Annotated in this window: 17 protein-coding genes, 9 tRNA genes, 1 rRNA gene and 1 pseudogene; 25 read left to right on the top strand and 3 right to left on the bottom strand. The window is 42.1% G+C overall.

Going from position 1 to position 17,320, the window contains the following annotated elements; all coding sequences use genetic code 11:
• Nucleotides 1–41 precede the first annotated feature (41 nt).
• From rrf to ODU45_RS07255, 10 genes are all read left to right on the top strand, one after another.
• Nucleotides 42–157, top strand: a 5S ribosomal RNA gene (rrf, locus tag ODU45_RS07300).
• Nucleotides 158–162: 5 nt separating this feature from the next.
• Nucleotides 163–235 (top strand) — tRNA-Val (locus ODU45_RS07295).
• A gap of 113 nt (nucleotides 236–348) precedes the next feature.
• Nucleotides 349–421: transfer RNA gene (locus ODU45_RS07290), tRNA-Asp, on the top strand.
• A 74-nt stretch (nucleotides 422–495) separates the two neighbouring features.
• A tRNA-Lys gene (locus ODU45_RS07285) sits at nucleotides 496–568 on the top strand.
• Between the two features lie 3 nt (nucleotides 569–571).
• A tRNA-Leu gene (locus ODU45_RS07280) sits at nucleotides 572–653 on the top strand.
• Between the two features lie 14 nt (nucleotides 654–667).
• A tRNA-Thr gene (locus ODU45_RS07275) sits at nucleotides 668–740 on the top strand.
• A gap of 12 nt (nucleotides 741–752) precedes the next feature.
• Nucleotides 753–824: transfer RNA gene (locus ODU45_RS07270), tRNA-Gly, on the top strand.
• 7 nt (nucleotides 825–831) lie between these two features.
• A tRNA-Leu gene (locus ODU45_RS07265) sits at nucleotides 832–915 on the top strand.
• An 18-nt stretch (nucleotides 916–933) separates the two neighbouring features.
• Nucleotides 934–1,007 (top strand) — tRNA-Arg (locus tag ODU45_RS07260).
• Between the two features lie 47 nt (nucleotides 1,008–1,054).
• Nucleotides 1,055–1,128, top strand: a tRNA-Pro gene (locus ODU45_RS07255).
• A gap of 40 nt (nucleotides 1,129–1,168) precedes the next feature.
• On the opposite strand, the pseudogene ODU45_RS07250 reads toward ODU45_RS07255, so the two are convergent.
• Together ODU45_RS07250 and rlmD are read right to left on the bottom strand one after the other, a co-directional pair.
• A pseudogene (locus ODU45_RS07250) lies at nucleotides 1,169–1,386 on the bottom strand (transposase); the annotation flags it as partial.
• A gap of 99 nt (nucleotides 1,387–1,485) precedes the next feature.
• The gene (gene rlmD, locus ODU45_RS07245; protein ID WP_105256646.1) at nucleotides 1,486–2,838 is read right to left on the bottom strand and encodes a 23S rRNA (uracil(1939)-C(5))-methyltransferase RlmD; all 1,353 of its coding nucleotides are present in this window, start codon (nucleotides 2,836–2,838) and stop codon (nucleotides 1,486–1,488) included.
• Between the two features lie 37 nt (nucleotides 2,839–2,875).
• Here rlmD and recX point away from each other — a divergent pair, with 37 nt between their 5' ends.
• From recX to ODU45_RS07225, 4 genes are all read left to right on the top strand, one after another.
• Complete coding sequence (recX, locus tag ODU45_RS07240; protein ID WP_136671846.1) at nucleotides 2,876–3,652, top strand: recombination regulator RecX; 777 nt, start codon at nucleotides 2,876–2,878, stop codon at nucleotides 3,650–3,652.
• 75 nt (nucleotides 3,653–3,727) lie between these two features.
• The gene (locus tag ODU45_RS07235; protein WP_004194106.1) at nucleotides 3,728–4,261 is read left to right on the top strand and encodes a DUF402 domain-containing protein; all 534 of its coding nucleotides are present in this window, start codon (nucleotides 3,728–3,730) and stop codon (nucleotides 4,259–4,261) included.
• Nucleotides 4,262–4,318: 57 nt separating this feature from the next.
• On the top strand, nucleotides 4,319–4,636 hold the full coding sequence (locus ODU45_RS07230) for a DUF960 domain-containing protein (RefSeq protein ID WP_029752740.1): 318 nt from the start codon (nucleotides 4,319–4,321) through the stop codon (nucleotides 4,634–4,636).
• Nucleotides 4,637–4,735: 99 nt separating this feature from the next.
• On the top strand, nucleotides 4,736–5,467 hold the full coding sequence (locus tag ODU45_RS07225; protein WP_014735520.1) for a GntR family transcriptional regulator: 732 nt from the start codon (nucleotides 4,736–4,738) through the stop codon (nucleotides 5,465–5,467).
• 139 nt (nucleotides 5,468–5,606) lie between these two features.
• Here the strand turns inward: ODU45_RS07225 and ODU45_RS07220 are convergent, their stop codons facing one another.
• Nucleotides 5,607–6,317 carry a GntR family transcriptional regulator gene (locus tag ODU45_RS07220; protein WP_105095093.1) on the bottom strand — a complete coding sequence of 237 codons (711 nt, stop codon included), beginning with the start codon at nucleotides 6,315–6,317 and terminating at the stop codon, nucleotides 5,607–5,609.
• A gap of 196 nt (nucleotides 6,318–6,513) precedes the next feature.
• Here ODU45_RS07220 and ODU45_RS07215 point away from each other — a divergent pair, with 196 nt between their 5' ends.
• From ODU45_RS07215 to ODU45_RS07165, 11 genes are all read left to right on the top strand, one after another.
• Nucleotides 6,514–8,286 (top strand): beta-galactosidase family protein, encoded by a 1,773-nt coding sequence (locus tag ODU45_RS07215; RefSeq protein WP_398581045.1) that lies wholly within the window; start codon nucleotides 6,514–6,516, stop codon nucleotides 8,284–8,286.
• A gap of 53 nt (nucleotides 8,287–8,339) precedes the next feature.
• Entirely contained in the window at nucleotides 8,340–8,825 is a 486-nt protein-coding gene (locus ODU45_RS07210) for a PTS sugar transporter subunit IIB (RefSeq protein WP_004194095.1), read from the top strand.
• A gap of 38 nt (nucleotides 8,826–8,863) precedes the next feature.
• Nucleotides 8,864–9,760 (top strand): PTS mannose/fructose/sorbose/N-acetylgalactosamine transporter subunit IIC, encoded by an 897-nt coding sequence (locus ODU45_RS07205; RefSeq protein ID WP_053867034.1) that lies wholly within the window; start codon nucleotides 8,864–8,866, stop codon nucleotides 9,758–9,760.
• Nucleotides 9,747–10,565 carry a PTS system mannose/fructose/sorbose family transporter subunit IID gene (locus ODU45_RS07200; RefSeq protein ID WP_024384351.1) on the top strand — a complete coding sequence of 273 codons (819 nt, stop codon included), beginning with the start codon at nucleotides 9,747–9,749 and terminating at the stop codon, nucleotides 10,563–10,565. The genes ODU45_RS07205 and ODU45_RS07200 overlap by 14 nt, the downstream gene beginning before the upstream one ends.
• Nucleotides 10,565–10,966 carry a PTS sugar transporter subunit IIA gene (locus ODU45_RS07195; RefSeq protein WP_398581044.1) on the top strand — a complete coding sequence of 134 codons (402 nt, stop codon included), beginning with the start codon at nucleotides 10,565–10,567 and terminating at the stop codon, nucleotides 10,964–10,966. Before ODU45_RS07200 ends, ODU45_RS07195 begins: the two co-directional genes overlap by 1 nt.
• A gap of 541 nt (nucleotides 10,967–11,507) precedes the next feature.
• Nucleotides 11,508–12,509 (top strand): aldose epimerase family protein, encoded by a 1,002-nt coding sequence (locus tag ODU45_RS07190; RefSeq protein WP_024384353.1) that lies wholly within the window; start codon nucleotides 11,508–11,510, stop codon nucleotides 12,507–12,509.
• Between the two features lie 109 nt (nucleotides 12,510–12,618).
• Nucleotides 12,619–12,873 (top strand): DUF1912 family protein, encoded by a 255-nt coding sequence (locus ODU45_RS07185; protein ID WP_002943432.1) that lies wholly within the window; start codon nucleotides 12,619–12,621, stop codon nucleotides 12,871–12,873.
• Nucleotides 12,874–12,895: 22 nt separating this feature from the next.
• Nucleotides 12,896–13,282, top strand: coding sequence for a helix-hairpin-helix domain-containing protein (locus ODU45_RS07180; RefSeq protein ID WP_398581043.1), 387 nt, complete (start codon nucleotides 12,896–12,898; stop codon nucleotides 13,280–13,282).
• 240 nt (nucleotides 13,283–13,522) lie between these two features.
• Nucleotides 13,523–13,912 carry a VOC family protein gene (locus tag ODU45_RS07175; protein ID WP_248021523.1) on the top strand — a complete coding sequence of 130 codons (390 nt, stop codon included), beginning with the start codon at nucleotides 13,523–13,525 and terminating at the stop codon, nucleotides 13,910–13,912.
• Nucleotides 13,909–14,481, top strand: coding sequence for a shikimate kinase (locus ODU45_RS07170; RefSeq protein WP_398581042.1), 573 nt, complete (start codon nucleotides 13,909–13,911; stop codon nucleotides 14,479–14,481). The genes ODU45_RS07175 and ODU45_RS07170 overlap by 4 nt, the downstream gene beginning before the upstream one ends.
• Before the next feature lie 113 nt (nucleotides 14,482–14,594).
• Complete coding sequence (locus ODU45_RS07165) at nucleotides 14,595–17,246, top strand: valine--tRNA ligase (RefSeq protein ID WP_398581041.1); 2,652 nt, start codon at nucleotides 14,595–14,597, stop codon at nucleotides 17,244–17,246.
• Nucleotides 17,247–17,320 lie beyond the last annotated feature (74 nt).

Raw genomic sequence — 17,320 nt, 5'->3', positions numbered from 1 at the left:
AGAATATAGATATTCAATTTTGAGTTGACAAGACTCAGTAGTTAAGTGACGATAGCCTAGGAGATACACCTGTACCCATGCCGAACACAGCAGTTAAGCCCTAGAACGCCTGAAGTAGTTGGGGGTTGCCCCCTGTTAGATACGGTAGTCGCTTAGCAAATTGGGAGTTTAGCTCAGCTGGGAGAGCATCTGCCTTACAAGCAGAGGGTCAGCGGTTCGATCCCGTTAACTCCCATATCATGTTACTAAAAGCGTTAAGAAATCCGTATGGAAATAGGAAACTGACGCAGAGTCAATGACTCTAGGAAGTTTATCTTTTTCACTAGGATTTTAGCTTGAGTACAGATAGGTCCCGTAGTGTAGCGGTTATCACGTCGCCCTGTCACGGCGAAGATCGCGGGTTCGATTCCCGTCGGGACCGTTCGAGATGTCTAGTAGACATTTTGAAGTTTGTATGAAGTAAGCATAGCTTACGTCTTCTTAGAAAAGAGACAAGACTCGTTAGCTCAGTTGGTAGAGCAATTGACTTTTAATCAATGGGTCGCTGGTTCGAGCCCAGCACGAGTCATATGCGGGTTTGGCGGAATTGGCAGACGCACCAGATTTAGGATCTGGCGCTTTCGGGCGTGGGGGTTCAAGTCCCTTAACCCGCATAGAATAGAAATAGGCCGGCTTAGCTCAGTTGGTAGAGCATCTGATTTGTAATCAGAGGGTCGCGTGTTCAAGTCATGTAGCCGGCATTAGGAAAGATTGCGAACGTAGTTCAGTGGTAGAACACCACCTTGCCAAGGTGGGGGTCGCGGGTTCGAATCCCGTCGTTCGCTTTGAGAGGCCGGGGTGGCGGAACTGGCAGACGCACAGGACTTAAAATCCTGCGATGGCAACATCGTACCGGTTCGATTCCGGTCCTCGGCATGAAGCTTATAATAGTTAGCACCCTTAGCTCAACTGGATAGAGTACCTGACTACGAATCAGGCGGTTAGAGGTTCGAATCCTCTAGGGTGCATCACTCGCTTAATGGAGACGTTAGGGGAGCTTTATTTTTAATAGTATCGGGAAGTAGCTCAGCTTGGTAGAGTACTTGGTTTGGGACCAAGGTGTCGCAGGTTCGAATCCTGTCTTCCCGATTATTGGGCTCTTTGTCAACTGTAGTGGGTAGATGAAAAGCTAAGACCTAGAGAGGACGAACTTCGTTCTCTCTTTCTTTATCTCTTTCCTATTTTCAGGAGATAAGCTGAAAAGGGCTATTCCCAGCCCTTTTCACTGTTCAAAGCATCAAAATCGGTTTTTATAGTTTTCATCTTCCTGAATCCAAAGGTATTTCTTTTAATGACTTTGATGAGATTATTGGTAGCTTCCAGTATGGCGTTTGAAAATGTGAGTTTTGTTGTTTTTCAGTGTAGGTCATAGGGGACTTTTTTCTACACTCAAAAAGGCTCTGTATGACCAGAGTGGGTTTACCCGTCATAGTCTTACAGTGCCTTTCATTTTTTGCTTAGTTTAACAACCGCCTCGGTCCGTGCTGTGTGGGGAAACATGTCGACAGATTGAATGTATTCTACCTTGTAGGCTTTGCTTAGCTCAACAAGGTCCCTTGCAAGAGTGGAGACGTTGCAGGATACGTAAACCATTTTAGCTGGTTTGTAATCCAAAATGGTTTTGAGGAGCTTTTCATCGAGTCCAGTTCGTGGAGGATCAACTACCAAGGCCTCGGCCCTGTAGCCTTCTTGGTACCACTTTGGAATGATTTCTTCTGCTTTACCTGCTTCATAGTGGGTATTGGATAGTCCCATTCGCTTAGCGTTTGCTTTAGCATCCTCGATGGCTTCTGGAATAATGTCCATACCTCGAACAGATTTGACCTTTTTTGCAAAGGCGAAGCCGATTGTGCCCACGCCACAGTAGGCATCAATCAAGTCTTCATCTCCTGAAATATCCAAAGCCTTGACGGCCTCGCCGTAGAGAATTTCTGTTTGTTGGGGATTTAGTTGGTAAAATGCCCGTGGAGATAGTGAAAATTCGTAATCTAAAACAGCCTCATCGATAGCTTGTTCTCCCCATAAAATTTCTGTTTTTTCACCATAAATATCACTCGTTTTCTGTCTATTCCAGTTTAGAGCAATAGTGATTATACTTGGAAATTGACTGGTGAGTTCATCAATTAATTTAGTAAGATTAACCTGACAAGAGGTGATAAAGATCACTTGAACTTGGCCTGTTTTTCGAGCCTTGCGGACCATAACCGTGCGGATTCCATGTTGCTTGCGCTCATTGTAAATAGGAATACGGTGCTTGGTGAGTAGCTTTGCGATTCCGTTGATAATCTCTTGTGTTTCGGCATCTTGGACGTAACAATTCGTAATTCCAATCAAGCGATGGGAATTTTCTGCATAGAGACCGGCCTTGACTTGATCTTTGAAAGATCGAGTCTGGAACTGTAATTTGGCACGATAGTGACTAGGCTTATCCATACCGATTGTTGGATAAATAGTGTAGTTTTCGTAGCCAGCTGGTTTGAACTTTTTTAGGGCCTGCTGCAAGAGATCTTGTTTGAAGTCTAATTGTTTATCATAGCGGAGGTGCATGATTTGACAACCACCACAGGCTTGATAGATGTCACAGGCAGGCTTGACACGGAATTTTGATTCCTTGTTGATTTTTAACAATTTTGCTTCAACGAAATTTCGTTTGACTGAGGTAATTTGACAAAAAATTTCTTCCCCCTTAAGGGCACCAGGGACAAAGACTAGCGTTTTTTGATAAAATCCGATGCCTTCTCCGTTGATGCCCATTCGTTTGATTTTTAAGGGGATTCGTTGGTTTACTTGTAGATTCATATTATTATTTTACCGAAAAATCCTGTATAATGAAAGAATGAGAATTACAAAAATTGAAAAGAAGAAACATCTTTATTTACTTGAAGTGGATGGTCAGGATAGTTTGTATATTACGGAAGACACAATTGTTCGCTTCATGCTTAGTAAGGGAAAGGAAATCACGGAGCAGGAGTTTCGTGAGCTTCGCGATTTTGCTCAGTTTTCTTATGGGAAAAATCTAGCACTTTATTACCTTTCCTTCAAGCAACGTACCAAAAAAGAAGTTAGTGATTATCTAAAAAAATATGAAATTGAAGAAAACAATATTGTCAAGATTGTGACGGTATTAGAAGAGGAAAAATGGCTGGACGATGGGAATTATGTTGATAGCTATGTTCGTCAGAATGCTCTAAATGGAGATAAGGGACCAGCTATGATTCGTCAGAAGTTGATGCAGAAAGGAATTCCTAAACCGCTGATTGATAAAAGGCTGGCTGAGGAAGATTTTTCAGAGCTTGCTGGGAAGATTGGGGAGAAATTGGTGGGTAGATACCAAAGAAAGTTGCCTCTTCGAGCTTTGCAAGATAAAGTTGTACAGGGATTGATGGGCAAGGGTTTTTCTTATGAGACGGCCAAACAAAGCCTGGGTCAGTTGGAACTTGTGGCTGATGAGGAAAATGAAGATGATTTAATCGCCAAGGAATTGGATAAGCAGTATAGAAAATATAGTCGTAAATATGAAGGCTATGAATTGAAGCAAAGGTTGATACAGGCTTTAGCTCGAAGGGGTTATGACTTTGATCGGATTCAGACTGTCCTTCGTGATTATCTGTGAAAAAATTTAGCCTAGGTTAGAAAAATATGATATAATAGTCAAGATAAATTGTAATTGTAGAAAGTTGGTAACAAAGTGAAATTACCAAAGGAAGGCGACTTTATTACAATTCAAAGTTATAAGCATGACGGTGAAATTCATCGCACTTGGCGTGACACCATGGTATTAAAAACAACGGAAAATGCTATTATTGGAGTCAATAATCATACCTTAGTGACTGAAAATGATGGTAGGCGTTGGGTAACAAGAGAACCAGCAATCGTTTATTTTCATAAAAAATACTGGTTCAATATCATTGCAATGATTCGTGAAAACGGAGTTTCCTATTATTGTAACCTTGCTAGTCCATATGTTCTTGACAATGAGGCACTCAAATACATTGATTATGACCTAGATGTTAAGGTCTTTGCTGATGGTGAAAAGAGACTGCTGGACGTGGATGAATATGAGCGTCATCGTAAGGCGATGAAGTATTCGGATGATATTGATTTTATTTTGAAGGAAAATGTCAAGATACTGGTTGATTGGATTAATAACCAGCGTGGACCATTCTCTCCAGCCTACGTTAATATCTGGTACAAACGCTATTTAGAACTGAGAAGTAGATAAAGTTAGAAAAGAAAATCCTGTTTTACAGGCTTTTTTCTTATTGTAAAGGAGGGGCTTATGGCCTTTGAGCAAACAAATGGGCGCTATGCAAGTTTTGGAGTTGTGACCTCGCTTCCCGGGGAAGTGATTGATAGTTTCTGGTATGTTATTGATCACTACTTAAAAGGAGTTATTCCTTTGAAAAATGTAATCCGTTTTTCTATCAAAAATCGTCGTGGTAAGATGACGCTGGTCTTTTCGCAGGAAGGTTATAAAAATGTACTGGCTGTAGATTTAGATAGTCGTTTTGATCCTTTTTATCCCTCAACAATCTTGGTAATGGACAAGCAGGGAAAAGAGACCATTACTTTGCCAGACGAGGTAACCTTGCTTTAGCTTGAAGAGATGGTATTTTATCACCCAAGATGTTGTTAATATATGAAATTTGGTGTAAAATAGATTTGTAAGCTTATGTGGGTTAGAAAGGAGGAGTCTATGGTTAGTCAAACTGTTGAAAAACCTCTCTATTTGCAGTTGGTTGATGAATTGGAAGTTGCAATTCGTGAGAGGATGGCTCCGAATGACAAGTTATTTTCAGAGCGTGAGTTGACACAGGTTTATGGTGTCAGTCGTATTACAGTTCGTTTGGCTTTGCAAGAATTGGAAAAACGTGGCTTAGTCTATAAGAAGCATGGTAAGGGAACCTATGTATCTGAGATTTCAGATACTGCAGTTGATTTGTCTCAGGCCTATAGTTTTACTGAGCAAATGAAAAAAATTGGGAAAGTACCGAGGACATCTATTTTATCCTTTGAATTGGTTAAGGCGTCGGACTATATTGCGCAACATCTACAACTTAGTCAGGGTGAGGAAGTGTTTGAAGTTGAACGTTTGAGACTTGCCGATGAGATTCCGATGATGCTGGAAAGGACATATGTTCCTGCCTCGCTATTTCCTGGATTAGCTGCTCAGCGAATGAAGTCAACTCCCTTGTATGAAATTTTTTCAGAGGATTATCATCAGGTGATTCGTTTGGCAGAAGAAGAGTTCTATGCAAGTATTGCTTTGGATAATGAAGCTAAGATACTCGGAATTCCAAGCAATAGTCCAGTGCTTCATTTGGTAAGAAAAACCTATAATGATAAGAATAGAATTATCGAGTTTACGTTTAGTATTGCTAGAGCGGACCAGTTTCGTTACAAGATTACCCATCAACGGGGATATTAGAATTAATACTCTTCGAAAATCAAAATTATTCGTTGTCAAGAGCCTTGATGAAATCCAGTTCTATCTTCGGCTTTATTTCCTAGGCTACTTTTGATTGTTATTGGATATGAAAAAAACGCGGACGTTAGTCTGCGTTTTTTTAGCGATGATTGGCTGTAATTTCAAATTTGTAATACTTCCAGTGTTTGTAAGTTTCAGTATATTCCATCACTTCACCGCTAGTACTGTTAGTAGTTGTTTTGTTTTGTAGTACAGCTGGTTCAGTCGCTTTTAATTTCAAATGAGTGGCAACCTCTTTTGGACATGGGCTGACAATTTCATTCGTTTCTACAAATGGTTCCTCGGACATGTGGATATTGTAGTCCAGTTTGAAGCGTTGATAGATTGATTGATAGTGCTCGAGTGGAGCATCTGGATTCTGGATATATCGTTGAGGGATGTATGAATTGTGGAAGATGTATGGAGTGTCTTCTGCTGCGCGGACGCGTACAATTTTATAATAAAACTCATTCTTGTCAAGATTTAGTTTTTCAAGGATATCGGGTTTATTGCCTTTTTCGCACGAGAGAACAGTAACCTTATCCTTATCCATAGGAAAAATCTCAATATCAGAAAATTCTACAAGACGCCCTTTGCGTGAACGAGATACAAAGGTTCCTTTACCTTGTTGGCGAACGAGGTAGCCGTCTTTAACTAGTTCGTTTACTGCACGGATAACGGTAATGGAGCTAACATTAAATAGTTTTGTTAATTCAGATTCTGTGTAAAATTTGTCGCCATTTTCAAATTTGCCAGAAACAATCTGTTGGCGTAAGTCGTTTTGTATAAGTTGGTACTTCGGTATTTTCATACTTATTTCCTTCCTTTCCACAGCTTATTATACTAAATTAGTTGATGAAAATCAAAAAATATAGCTAAAATACCCACAAAAATATACTTTTTCACTTTATAAAAATGGTAAAAAATTTTTTAAAAAGTACTGGACATAACCACAAAGAAGTGTTAGTATATTAATAGAAAGGTAAGCGGTTGCATCGGAGGAAGAAATGAAAGAATTTTATATTGGAGACCAATTTTATTTGAACGGTGAACCCTTTAAGATTTTATCAGGAGCGATTCATTATTTTCGTGTCCATCCTGATGATTGGTACCATTCTTTGTATAACTTAAAGGCCCTTGGTTTTAATACGGTTGAAACTTATGTCCCTTGGAATATGCATGAGCCTCGAAAGGGTGAATTTTGTTACGAGGGTATATTGGATATTGAGCGATTTTTGAAATTGGCTCAAGAATTAGGGCTTTATGCAATTGTACGTCCTTCCCCCTATATTTGTGCTGAGTGGGAATGGGGTGGTCTCCCTGCTTGGTTGATGAAGGAAGAGCTTAGAGTACGTTCGAGTGATTCGGTGTACTTGCAGCACTTAGATGAATATTACGCTTCTCTTATTCCTAAATTGGCCAAGCTCCAACTCGCACAGGGTGGGAATGTACTTATGTTCCAAGTGGAAAATGAGTATGGCTCTTATGGTGAGGAGAAGGAGTATCTAAGATCGGTGGCTGGCTTGATGCGTAAACATGGTCTAACTGCTCCCTTGTTTACCTCGGACGGTTCTTGGCGAGCAACATTACGTGCAGGAACACTGATAGAGGATGATGTATTTGTAACAGGAAACTTTGGTTCTAAAGCTAGAGAGAATTTTGCAAATATGACGGCATTCTTTAATGAACATCAGAAGAATTGGCCACTCATGTGTATGGAATTTTGGGATGGTTGGTTCAATCGTTGGGGCGATGAAATTATTCGTAGAGAGCCGGAGGAAATGGTTGATTCGGTTATGGAATGTATCGAATTGGGCTCCTTGAATCTGTACATGTTCCATGGTGGAACAAATTTTGGTTTCATGAATGGTTGCTCTGCTCGTGGTCAAATTGATTTGCCTCAGGTAACTTCTTATGATTATGATGCTATATTGGATGAAGCTGGAAATCCTACTAAGAAGTTTTATCTTTTGCAACAACGTTTGAAAGAAGTCTATCCTGAATTAGAGTATGCAGAACCGCTTGTAAAAGAGGCAAAAGCTTTTTCAGATGTGTCGCTTCATGGTAAGGTGAGTTTATTTGCTACTCTAGAAAATGTAAGCGATTGCGTGAAAGGGTTTTATCCTAAGAATATGGAAGAACTTGATCAGTCAACAGGTTATATTTTATATAGAACAGAGCTGGAGCGGGATAAGACAGAAGCGGAACGTTTCCGAGTGGTTGATGCGCGTGACCGTATCCAAATTTATGCAGATGGAAAATTCGTTGCAACTCAGTATCAGACTGAGATTGGTGACGATGTTGAATTGGATTTTAAAGATGACAAGCTAAAATTAGATATTTTGGTAGAAAATATGGGACGTGTCAACTATGGGCACAAACTAACGGCTCCTACCCAGTCTAAAGGGCTTGGTCGAGGTGCGATGGCTGATTTACATTTTATTGGTCATTGGGAAACCTATCCTTTGCATCTTGAGTCAGTTGAGGACTTGGATTTTAGTAAGGGCTGGGAGGAAGGTCAAGCTGCTTTCTATCGTTATCAGTTTGAACTGGATGAACTTGCGGATACTTACTTAGACATGACAGGTTTTGGTAAGGGAGTTGTTTTCGTTAATAATGTAAATATTGGACGTTTTTGGGAAAAAGGGCCAATCCTCTATCTCTATATTCCAAAAGGATACTTAAAGAAAGGAGCGAATGAAATAATTGTCTTCGAGACAGAAGGAAAATATAGAGAGAAGATTCATTTTTCACAAAGACCCGTTATAAAAGACTTGTAGAAATTTTAATCGGTTTCTGCCTAAAAGATTTATGAAGAAAAGGAGAACACTGTATGGCAATTATTGCTACGCGTATTGATGGTCGTTTGATCCACGGTCAGGTTGCTAACTTATGGACGACGAAATTGAACATCGGTCGTATCATGGTTATCGATGATGCTGTTGCTCAAAATGACATTGAAAAACAAGGACTGAAATTAGCATGTCCTCCAGGCGTAAAATTATCGATTTTACCGATTGAAAAGGCTGCTAATAATATTAAGGAGGGCAAGTATGATAGTCAACGTCTCTTGATTGTTGCTCGTCGTCCAGAAAACTTCCTTCGCTTGGTAGAGTATGGGGTTGAGCTCCCTGAGTTGAACGTAGGGAATATGTCTCAAACTCCGGAAACTCGTTCTGTAACTCGTTCTATTAACGTTGTAGATAAGGATATTGCAGATTTTGATGCCTTGGCGGCTAAGGGTGTAAAATTATTTGCACAAATGGTACCTGGCGATTCACCAAAAGACTTTATGCCATTATTGGATAAGGTTAGATAACATTTGGATATTTTTGAAAAATTTAAAGGAGGATCACTATTATGCAATGGTGGCAAATATTACTTCTAACGCTCTACTCTGCTTACCAGATTTGTGACGAGCTGACAATTGTATCGTCAGCAGGTTCACCAGTCTTTGCAGGGTTTATCACTGGTTTAATCATGGGCGATATGACAACAGGTTTGGCAATTGGTGCCAGCTTGCAGTTGATGGTGCTTGGTGTAGGTACATTTGGTGGTGCGTCACGTATTGATGCAACATCTGGTGCGGTATTGGCAACAGCCTTCTCTGTATCACAAGGTATTGACCCTGAACTTGCAGTAGCTACTATCGCAGTTCCAGTAGCAGCACTTCTTGTTTATACAGATATTGCTGGTCGTTTCTCAACTACTTTCTTTGCACACCGTGTAGATGCGGCGATTGAACGCTTTGACTACGCTGGTATCGAACGCAACTATCTGCTTGGTGCAATTCCTTGGGCACTTTCTCGTGCATTTCCAGTTTTCCTTGCCCTTGCTTTTGGTGGTGAGTTTGTAGATGCAATGGTTAAGACTATTGAACAATACCAATGGATTGCCAACGGTTTGACGCTTGCAGCTCGTATGCTTCCAGGTCTTGGTTTTGCAATCTTGCTTCACTATCTTCCACTTAAACGTAACCTTCACTACTTGGCGGTAGGTTTCGCTCTTACAGCTATGTTGACTGTTCTTTACGGTAACGTATCAGCTTTGGGTGGTGCAGTTGCTGGTATCGTTGGCACTCTTCCTGAAGATGCAGGCGTAAGCTTTGTCAATAACTTCAAAGGTTTGTCAATGATTGGTATCGCTATTGTGGGTGCATTCCTTTCAGTGCTTCACTTCAAAAATAGCCAAAAAGTAACTGTGGTTGCTCCATCAAATTCAGAAAGTGGGGAAATTGAAGATGACGAAATCTAATTACAAATTAACAAAAGAAGATTTTAATCAAATCAACAAACGTAGCTTGTTCACTTTCCAACTTGGTTGGAACTATGAGCGGATGCAGGCATCTGGCTACCTCTACATGATTTTGCCACAATTGCGTAAAATGTATGGAGATGGTACTCCTGAGTTGAAGGAAATGATGAAATTGCATACTCAGTTCTTCAATACTTCACCATTTTTCCATACCATCATCACAGGTATTGACTTGGCACTTGAAGAAAGTGACGGTGTGGCTTCTAAAGATGCGGTTAACGGTATCAAGACTGGTTTGATGGGACCATTTGCCCCAATTGGTGACTCAATCTTTGGTTCATTGGTACCAGCTATCATGGGTACTGTTGCAGCGACTATGGCGGCTCAAGGTCAGCCTTGGGGTATCTTCCTTTGGGTAGCAGTAGCAGTGGTTTATGACATCTTCCGTTGGAAACAGTTGGAAGTTGCCTACAAAGAAGGTACTAAGTTGATTACAACCATGCGCGATCGCTTGACAGCTCTTGTTGATGCTGCTTCAGTCATGGGTGTCTTCATGATGGGTGCCTTGATTGCAACTATGATTAACTTTGAAGTGACTTGGGCTCCAACTGTAGGTGAGAAAGTGATTGACATTCAAGACTTGCTCAACACAATCTTCCCTCGCCTTGTTCCAGCTGTCTTTACAGGTTTTGTATTCTGGTTGCTCGGTCGTAAAGGTATGACCTCTACCAAGGCTATCTTAATCATCATTGCGCTTGCTCTTTGCTTGTCAGCAATCGGTCACTTCGCATTTGGTATGGCATAATGACCAGAAGTTTAGTATTAGTAAGTCATGGTATCTTCTGCGAGGAGTTGAAAAAATCTACTGAAATGATTATGGGTCCTCAAGAGGACATCTATACAGTAGCTTTATTACCAGAAGAAGGTCCAGAAGACTTCCAGAAAAAATTTGAAGAAACAATTGCTAATCTAGATGACTTTGTTGTCTTCGCAGACTTGTTGGGCGGTACACCAGCCAACGTCGTATCACGAAAATTGATTGAAGGTGGGCAGTTTGACCTCTATGCAGGTATGAACATGCCAATGGTTATCGGGTTCTTGAACGGCGCCCTGCTTGGCGAAGCTGTAGACTATGTCGAATTTGGGACAAGCAACCTAGTTCATGTCAATAGCCTATTAACAAGTGATGAAGATGACGATGAGTGAGACAGTCAGGGAAGTTGAAACAGTTTGGGGAACTGTTTCAACTGGTCACCTTGAAATGAAAGAGTGACCAAAGACAGCCTGATCCTAGAAACGGGAGAGCGAGGTAACTCCAGTGGAGTTTTTCAGCCCGAGCCTAGAAATAAGAGAGTGAGGCTAACTCAGCCGATTGTTACAGACGGATTTGATTTTCGTTAATTATAAAATGTTCTATAGTTGATAGGCTTTAAGTATCCTGAGGCTGGGCAGAAAGTCCAGCCTCGCTTCTCAGAGTTCGAGTCAACATCTCAGCGCAGTGGTTGATTGGCAGATTTGTTCGTGTTTCCCACTCCCAATCTGACCATTACGACTGTTGCGAACAAAGTTCGCTTTATCTCCAACCTCAAACTGTCTCCCAGACAGTTTGAGCTGTGCGGGGATGGGAGTGAAACAGTCTGGGGATAGACTGTTTCAGCTCAACAACTAGAAATAAAGACTTGTTGACGAACTCTTTTTAGACTAGTCGAGTTCTTTCCCACTCCCATTTGGCTTATGAGGAAAAGAAATGATTGAAGTAAAAACATTTGGTGAAAAAGCAAAACTGTATTGCTTGGAAAACAAGAATGGGATGCAGGTAACCTTGACGGATTTTGGAGCTAGAGTGGTAGAAGTGCTTCTGCCAGTAGAAGAAAATGGCGGTTTACGAAATGTCAGTTTGGCGGCTAAGTCGGATGAAGATTACCGCAAGACAGATTTGTATCCTGGTTCAACAATTATCCCAGTAGCGGGGCGTATTTCAGGTGCCCAAGCTGAGATAAAGGGAACAAGCTACCATTTCACAGAAAATGAACCTGGTAGGACTCTACACGGTGGGGTTGACACGGCAAATGAGCAGTACTGGGACGTTGAGCTAGACCATGAGAGAAATCAAGTGACCTTTGGTATGGTCCTAAAAGATGGTTTTAATGGCTTTCCTGGTGATGTGAGGGTCAAGGCTATTTATTGTTTGACGGATAAAAATGAATTGACAGTTGACTACCAGGCTGTATCGGATAAGGATACGATTTTTAATCCGACCAACCATATCTATTTCAACTTGACTGGTGATTTTCAACGGTCAGTTGCCGAGCACCGTATTAAAATTGCTGCCAATCACTATGCTCCGCTTGGGGAGGATAACCTGCCAACGGGTGTCTTAGAAGATGTGACAGGGACGCCGTTTGATTTTAGAGATTTTGCGCCTTTTGCTCAGGGATTTGATAGCCAATATCCTCAAAATGTATTGGTAAAAGGCTATGACCACCCATGGTTATTGGAAGAGGTGGATATTCCGGTAGAAGTTTTGAGTCCAGATGGGAAAATTGGACTCAGTGTCAAAACCAACCAGCCTGCGGTCGTTATTTATACATATAATTTTCCTGTTGAAGCTTTGGCCTGTTACCACGGTGTCTTTAGTTTAGAGTGTCAGGCCTTGCCGAATGCGTGCAATGTCGATGGATTTGGTTCGATTTTGTTAGAACAAGGAGAAGAATTTCTGTCTAAAACGACCTATCGTTTTACTTGGTAAAAAAATGGGGACTCTAACTGTGTTACAGTTAGGGTTTTCTTGTGTTTTCTAGAAAATATGGTATAATAAACCGGTGTGTTTCAATCGAAGCAGGCGAAAGAGGAAAATAATGACAAAAGAACAAGAATTTTTAAAAGAATTTGAAGCTTGGGTCAACACTCAGGTCATGGTAAACGAAATGGCGGTTGAAGAAAGTCGTCGTGTCTTGGAAGAAGACAAAGATGAGCGTGCAGCGGATGCTTATATTCGTTATGAGAGCAAGCTGGATGCCTATCGATTCATTCAAGGGAAATTTGCCAACTACCATGCTGGCAAAGGTTTTCATGATTTACCAGATGAGTTGTTTGGTCAAAGGCATTATTAATCAGACAGGAGAGAGATGAAAAATGGCAAAGAAAAAAGTAAATCGAAAAAAACAATTGAAAAAACAATTAGCAGACTTGAAACGTGCAGGTCGTGTAGGTCTTGAAAGAGCAGCAGAGGTAGTAGAGACAGTTGCTCACAAGGCTGAGGCTGTAGTAGAGCATGCTGTTGAACAAGTGAAAGAAGCTGTTGCAGAGGTGACTTCTTCAGCGACTTCATTGGAAGACTTTTTGGCACTTCCTGAGTTGGAAGGCATTGCGGCAGCACGTTTGGAAACCTTTTACGAAGCAGGTATTCAATCTGTGGCTGATTTTGCAAACCATACAGAAAAAGAGCTCTTGGCTCTTAAAGGCATTGGTCCTGCAACTATCAAGCAATTGAAAGAAAAAGGGATTGAGTTGAAAGCTTAAATCCCTTGCTTTTCAAGGTGCAATTTGTTACAATAAAGCCAATCAGAGGTGTTTTGAGCCCCATTTGTCACAGGAAGCGGTGGTACTGAGAAATCCGCACAAATGTCAAAACTGGTTGCTGATGATGTGAATCGAATAAGCAAAGTGCAGATAATCTATCTGAACAAGGGTGGTACCGCGGAATAACTTCGTCCCTGTCTAGCAAGTCTAGGCAGGGATTTTCATTTGGAGAGGAGAAATATGCTACATCATGTTGAAATTTACGTTTCTGACTTGGAAACTTCGCGTGCATTTTACGACTTTCTCCTGACCAAGCTGGGCTATTCGCTCTATCAGGAGTGGGAGGAAGGCCTATCTTATAAAAAAGCAGAGCAGTACCTTGTCTTTGTCCAAACGCCACAGGATTTCCTAGAGGCAGGTTATCACCGGTGCCGTACAGGTCTCAATCATCTAGCCTTTCATGCGGGAACACCTGATGATGTTGACCAATGGCGGAAGGAATTTTTGACCAGACGAGTCAAACTGCTCTACGACGACCGCTATCCACATGCAGGAGGACCAGACCACTATGCACTCTATTTGGAAGATCCGGACGGGATTAAGATAGAGTTGGTGGGGGAGGCAAGATGAATCTAATTATTATTGGAGCACAAGCTTCTGGCAAGATGACCGTTGGGCAGGAAGTTGAGAAATTAACTGATTTGGTTTTGTTTCATAATCATGAATCAATCGATTTCGTAACAAAATTTTTTCCAATGTCTGACGAAGCGAGAGAACTTATTAATGATATTCGTATGAAGTTTTTTGAAACCTCTGCGAAAACTGATTTGGGTTTGATTTTTACAGTTGTTATTGACTTTAATGATCCAGCAGATATTTCTTTTTTAGAGAATATTCAAGAGATTTATCACAGTAGGAATCAAGCTGTTCTATTTATTGAATTGGAAACAGAGCTGCAAGAACGTTTAAGAAGAAATGTGACCGAAAATCGTTTGCAACATAAACCTTGGAAAAGAAATATTGAGTGGTCTGAAAAAGATATTTTAGATACAATGAAGTTTGCAAACTTTAATCCAGAATTTGCGCCGAAGCAACTTGACCATTATCTCAAAATTAATAATACCCATCTTTCTGCCAAAGACGTAGCTCAACTGATTATCCAAAAAATGGAAGAACTTGAGCAAGAACAAACGAAATAGCCAGCCCAAAGGACTGACTATTTCTAGGAGATTATATGAAAAAGAATTGGGCTATTTATAGCTTGAGGATAGTATAAGCCAATTTTCTTAAAGAATACTAAAGGAGAAAAATAATGTCAAAAGAATTATCACCAAAATACAATCCAGCCGAGGTTGAGGCTGGTCGTTACCAAACTTGGTTGGACCAAGATGTCTTTAAGCCGTCAGGCGATGCGGCGGCAAAGCCTTATTCTATCGTCATTCCGCCGCCAAACGTAACTGGTAAGTTGCACTTGGGACACGCTTGGGATACCACCCTTCAAGACATCATCATCCGTCAAAAACGCATGCAGGGCTTTGACACCCTCTGGCTTCCAGGTATGGACCATGCGGGGATTGCCACACAGGCTAAAGTTGAGGAGCGCTTGCGGGAGCAAGGCGTGACCCGTTATGACTTGGGTCGTGAAAAATTCCTTGAAAAAGTCTGGGAATGGAAGGATGAGTATGCAGCGACCATCCGTGAGCAGTGGGGCAAGTTGGGTCTGTCTTTGGACTACCAACGTGACCGCTTCACGCTGGATGAAGGCTTGTCGAAAGCTGTTCGCAAGGTCTTTGTAGAACTCTATAAAAAAGGCTGGATTTACCGTGGCGAATTTATCATCAACTGGGACCCAGCAGCTCGCACAGCCCTTTCTGATATTGAAGTTATTCACAAGGATGTAGAAGGTGCTTTTTACCACATGAATTACATGTTGGAAGACGGCTCTCGTGCTCTTCAAGTTGCGACAACCCGTCCTGAAACCATGTTCGGTGACGTTGCGGTGGCGGTTAACCCAGAAGACCCACGTTACAAGGACTTGATTGGCAAAAACGTTATCCTGCCAATCGTCAACAAGCCAATCCCAATCGTTGCCGATGAACACGCAGACCCAGAATTTGGTACGGGGGTTGTGAAAATCACACCTGCCCACGATCCGAATGACTTCCTCGTTGGACAACGCCACAATCTGCCACAAGTCAACGTTATGAACGACGACGGTACTATGAACGAGTTGGCAGGCGAATTTGCAGGTATGGACCGCTTTGAAGCCCGTAAAGCAACGGTTGCTAAGTTGCAAGAACTGGGTGCCCTTGTTGAAATTGAAAACCGTGTGCATTCTGTCGGTCACTCGGAGCGTACAGGTGTGGTGGTTGAGCCACGCTTGTCAACCCAGTGGTTTGTTAAAATGGACCAATTGGCTAAGAATGCCATTGCTAACCAAGACACAGCTGATAAGGTAGGATTTTACCCACCACGTTTCAACGATACCTTCCTACAATGGATGGAAAATGTACACGACTGGGTTATCTCGCGTCAGCTTTGGTGGGGGCATCAGATTCCAGCATGGTATAACGAATCTGGCGAAATGTACGTCGGAGAAGAGGCTCCAACAGGTGACGGTTGGGTACAGGATGAGGATGTTCTAGACACCTGGTTCAGCTCTGCCCTTTGGCCATTCTCAACCATGGGCTGGCCTGATGAAAACGCGGCGGACTTTCAGCGTTACTTCCCAACTTCAACCTTGGTAACGGGCTACGACATCATCTTCTTCTGGGTGTCGCGGATGATTTTCCAATCGCTTGAGTTCACAGGCCGTCAGCCATTCAAGAACGTGTTGATTCACGGTTTGATCCGTGATGAAGAAGGTCGCAAGATGTCCAAGTCGCTTGGAAATGGTATCGACCCAATGGATGTCATCGAGAAATACGGTGCGGACGCTTTGCGTTGGTTCCTGTCAAACGGCTCTGCCCCTGGCCAAGATGTTCGCTTCTCTTATGAGAAAATGGATGCTTCTTGGAACTTCATCAACAAGATTTGGAACATTTCCCGCTATATCCTCATGAACAATGAAGGGTTGACCTTGGATGTGGCACGTGAGAATGTTGCCAAGGTGGCAGCTGGTGAGGCTGGCAACGTGACGGACCGCTGGATTCTCCACAACCTCAACGAAACCATTGCCAAGGTCACTGAAAACTTCGACAAGTTCGAGTTTGGTGTGGCTGGTCACATCCTCTACAACTTCATCTGGGAAGAGTTCGCCAACTGGTATGTCGAGCTGACCAAGGAAGTGCTCTACAGCGATAACGAGGCTGAGAAAGTCATGACTCGCTCTGTCCTTCTCTACACGCTGGACCAAATCCTTCGCCTCCTCCACCCAATCATGCCGTTTGTGACGGAAGAGATCTTCGCCCAGTACGCAGAAGGCTCAATCGTGGTGGCGGCCTACCCTGTTGTCAATCCAGCCTTTGACAATGCGGAAGCCCACAAGGGAGTGGAAAGCCTCAAGGATCTGATTCGTTCGGTGCGAAATAGCAGAGCAGAAGTGAATGTTGCTCCTTCTAAGCCGATTACTATCTTGATTAAGACGGCGGATGCTGAACTTGAAACCTTCTTCAAGGCAAATGAAAACTACATCCGACGCTTTACAAATCCAGAACATCTGGAAATCAGCTCAAGCATGGCTGCACCAGAATTAGCCATGTCAGCCGTTATCACCGGTGCTGAAATCTTCTTGCCACTCGCCGACCTCCTCAACGTAGAAGAAGAGTTAGCTCGTCTAGACAAAGAACTCGCAAAGTGGCAAAAAGAACTAGACATGGTCGGCAAAAAACTCAGCAACGAACGCTTCATCGCCAATGCCAAACCAGAAGTCGTTGAAAAAGAAAAAGAAAAACAAGCCGACTACCAAGCAAAATATGATGCGACACAAGAGCGTATCGCAGAAATGAAAAAACTGGTTAAGTAGGTAGAATATGGTAAAATGCCCAGCCTAAAAAGGCTGGGTTTTGTGGTATAATGGAGGTAATAAAAAATTAGAGA

The organism is Streptococcus sp. 2022WUSS135, from assembly GCF_044427045.1.
Lineage (GTDB): Bacteria > Bacillota > Bacilli > Lactobacillales > Streptococcaceae > Streptococcus > Streptococcus hashimotonensis.
Note: the sequence above shows the minus strand (reverse complement) of the source record. Positions and strands in the feature narration are given on the sequence as shown.

Bases quoted from the DNA above. Each gene is read 5' to 3' on its own strand.
- ODU45_RS07165 (WP_398581041.1), top strand. From the start codon at position 14,595: ATGTCAAAAGAATTATCACCAAAATACAATCCAGCCGAGGTTGAGGCT.
- ODU45_RS07180 (WP_398581043.1), top strand. From the start codon at position 12,896: ATGGCAAAGAAAAAAGTAAATCGAAAAAAACAATTGAAAAAACAATTA.
- ODU45_RS07185 (WP_002943432.1), top strand. From the start codon at position 12,619: ATGACAAAAGAACAAGAATTTTTAAAAGAATTTGAAGCTTGGGTCAAC.
- ODU45_RS07200 (WP_024384351.1), top strand. From the start codon at position 9,747: ATGACGAAATCTAATTACAAATTAACAAAAGAAGATTTTAATCAAATC.
- ODU45_RS07230 (WP_029752740.1), top strand. From the start codon at position 4,319: ATGGCCTTTGAGCAAACAAATGGGCGCTATGCAAGTTTTGGAGTTGTG.
- ODU45_RS07210 (WP_004194095.1), top strand. From the start codon at position 8,340: ATGGCAATTATTGCTACGCGTATTGATGGTCGTTTGATCCACGGTCAG.
- ODU45_RS07220 (WP_105095093.1), bottom strand. From the start codon at position 6,317: ATGAAAATACCGAAGTACCAACTTATACAAAACGACTTACGCCAACAG.
- ODU45_RS07175 (WP_248021523.1), top strand. From the start codon at position 13,523: ATGCTACATCATGTTGAAATTTACGTTTCTGACTTGGAAACTTCGCGT.
- rlmD (WP_105256646.1), bottom strand. From the start codon at position 2,838: ATGAATCTACAAGTAAACCAACGAATCCCCTTAAAAATCAAACGAATG.
- ODU45_RS07195 (WP_398581044.1), top strand. From the start codon at position 10,565: ATGACCAGAAGTTTAGTATTAGTAAGTCATGGTATCTTCTGCGAGGAG.
- ODU45_RS07225 (WP_014735520.1), top strand. From the start codon at position 4,736: ATGGTTAGTCAAACTGTTGAAAAACCTCTCTATTTGCAGTTGGTTGAT.
- ODU45_RS07170 (WP_398581042.1), top strand. From the start codon at position 13,909: ATGAATCTAATTATTATTGGAGCACAAGCTTCTGGCAAGATGACCGTT.
- ODU45_RS07190 (WP_024384353.1), top strand. From the start codon at position 11,508: ATGATTGAAGTAAAAACATTTGGTGAAAAAGCAAAACTGTATTGCTTG.
- ODU45_RS07215 (WP_398581045.1), top strand. From the start codon at position 6,514: ATGAAAGAATTTTATATTGGAGACCAATTTTATTTGAACGGTGAACCC.
- recX (WP_136671846.1), top strand. From the start codon at position 2,876: ATGAGAATTACAAAAATTGAAAAGAAGAAACATCTTTATTTACTTGAA.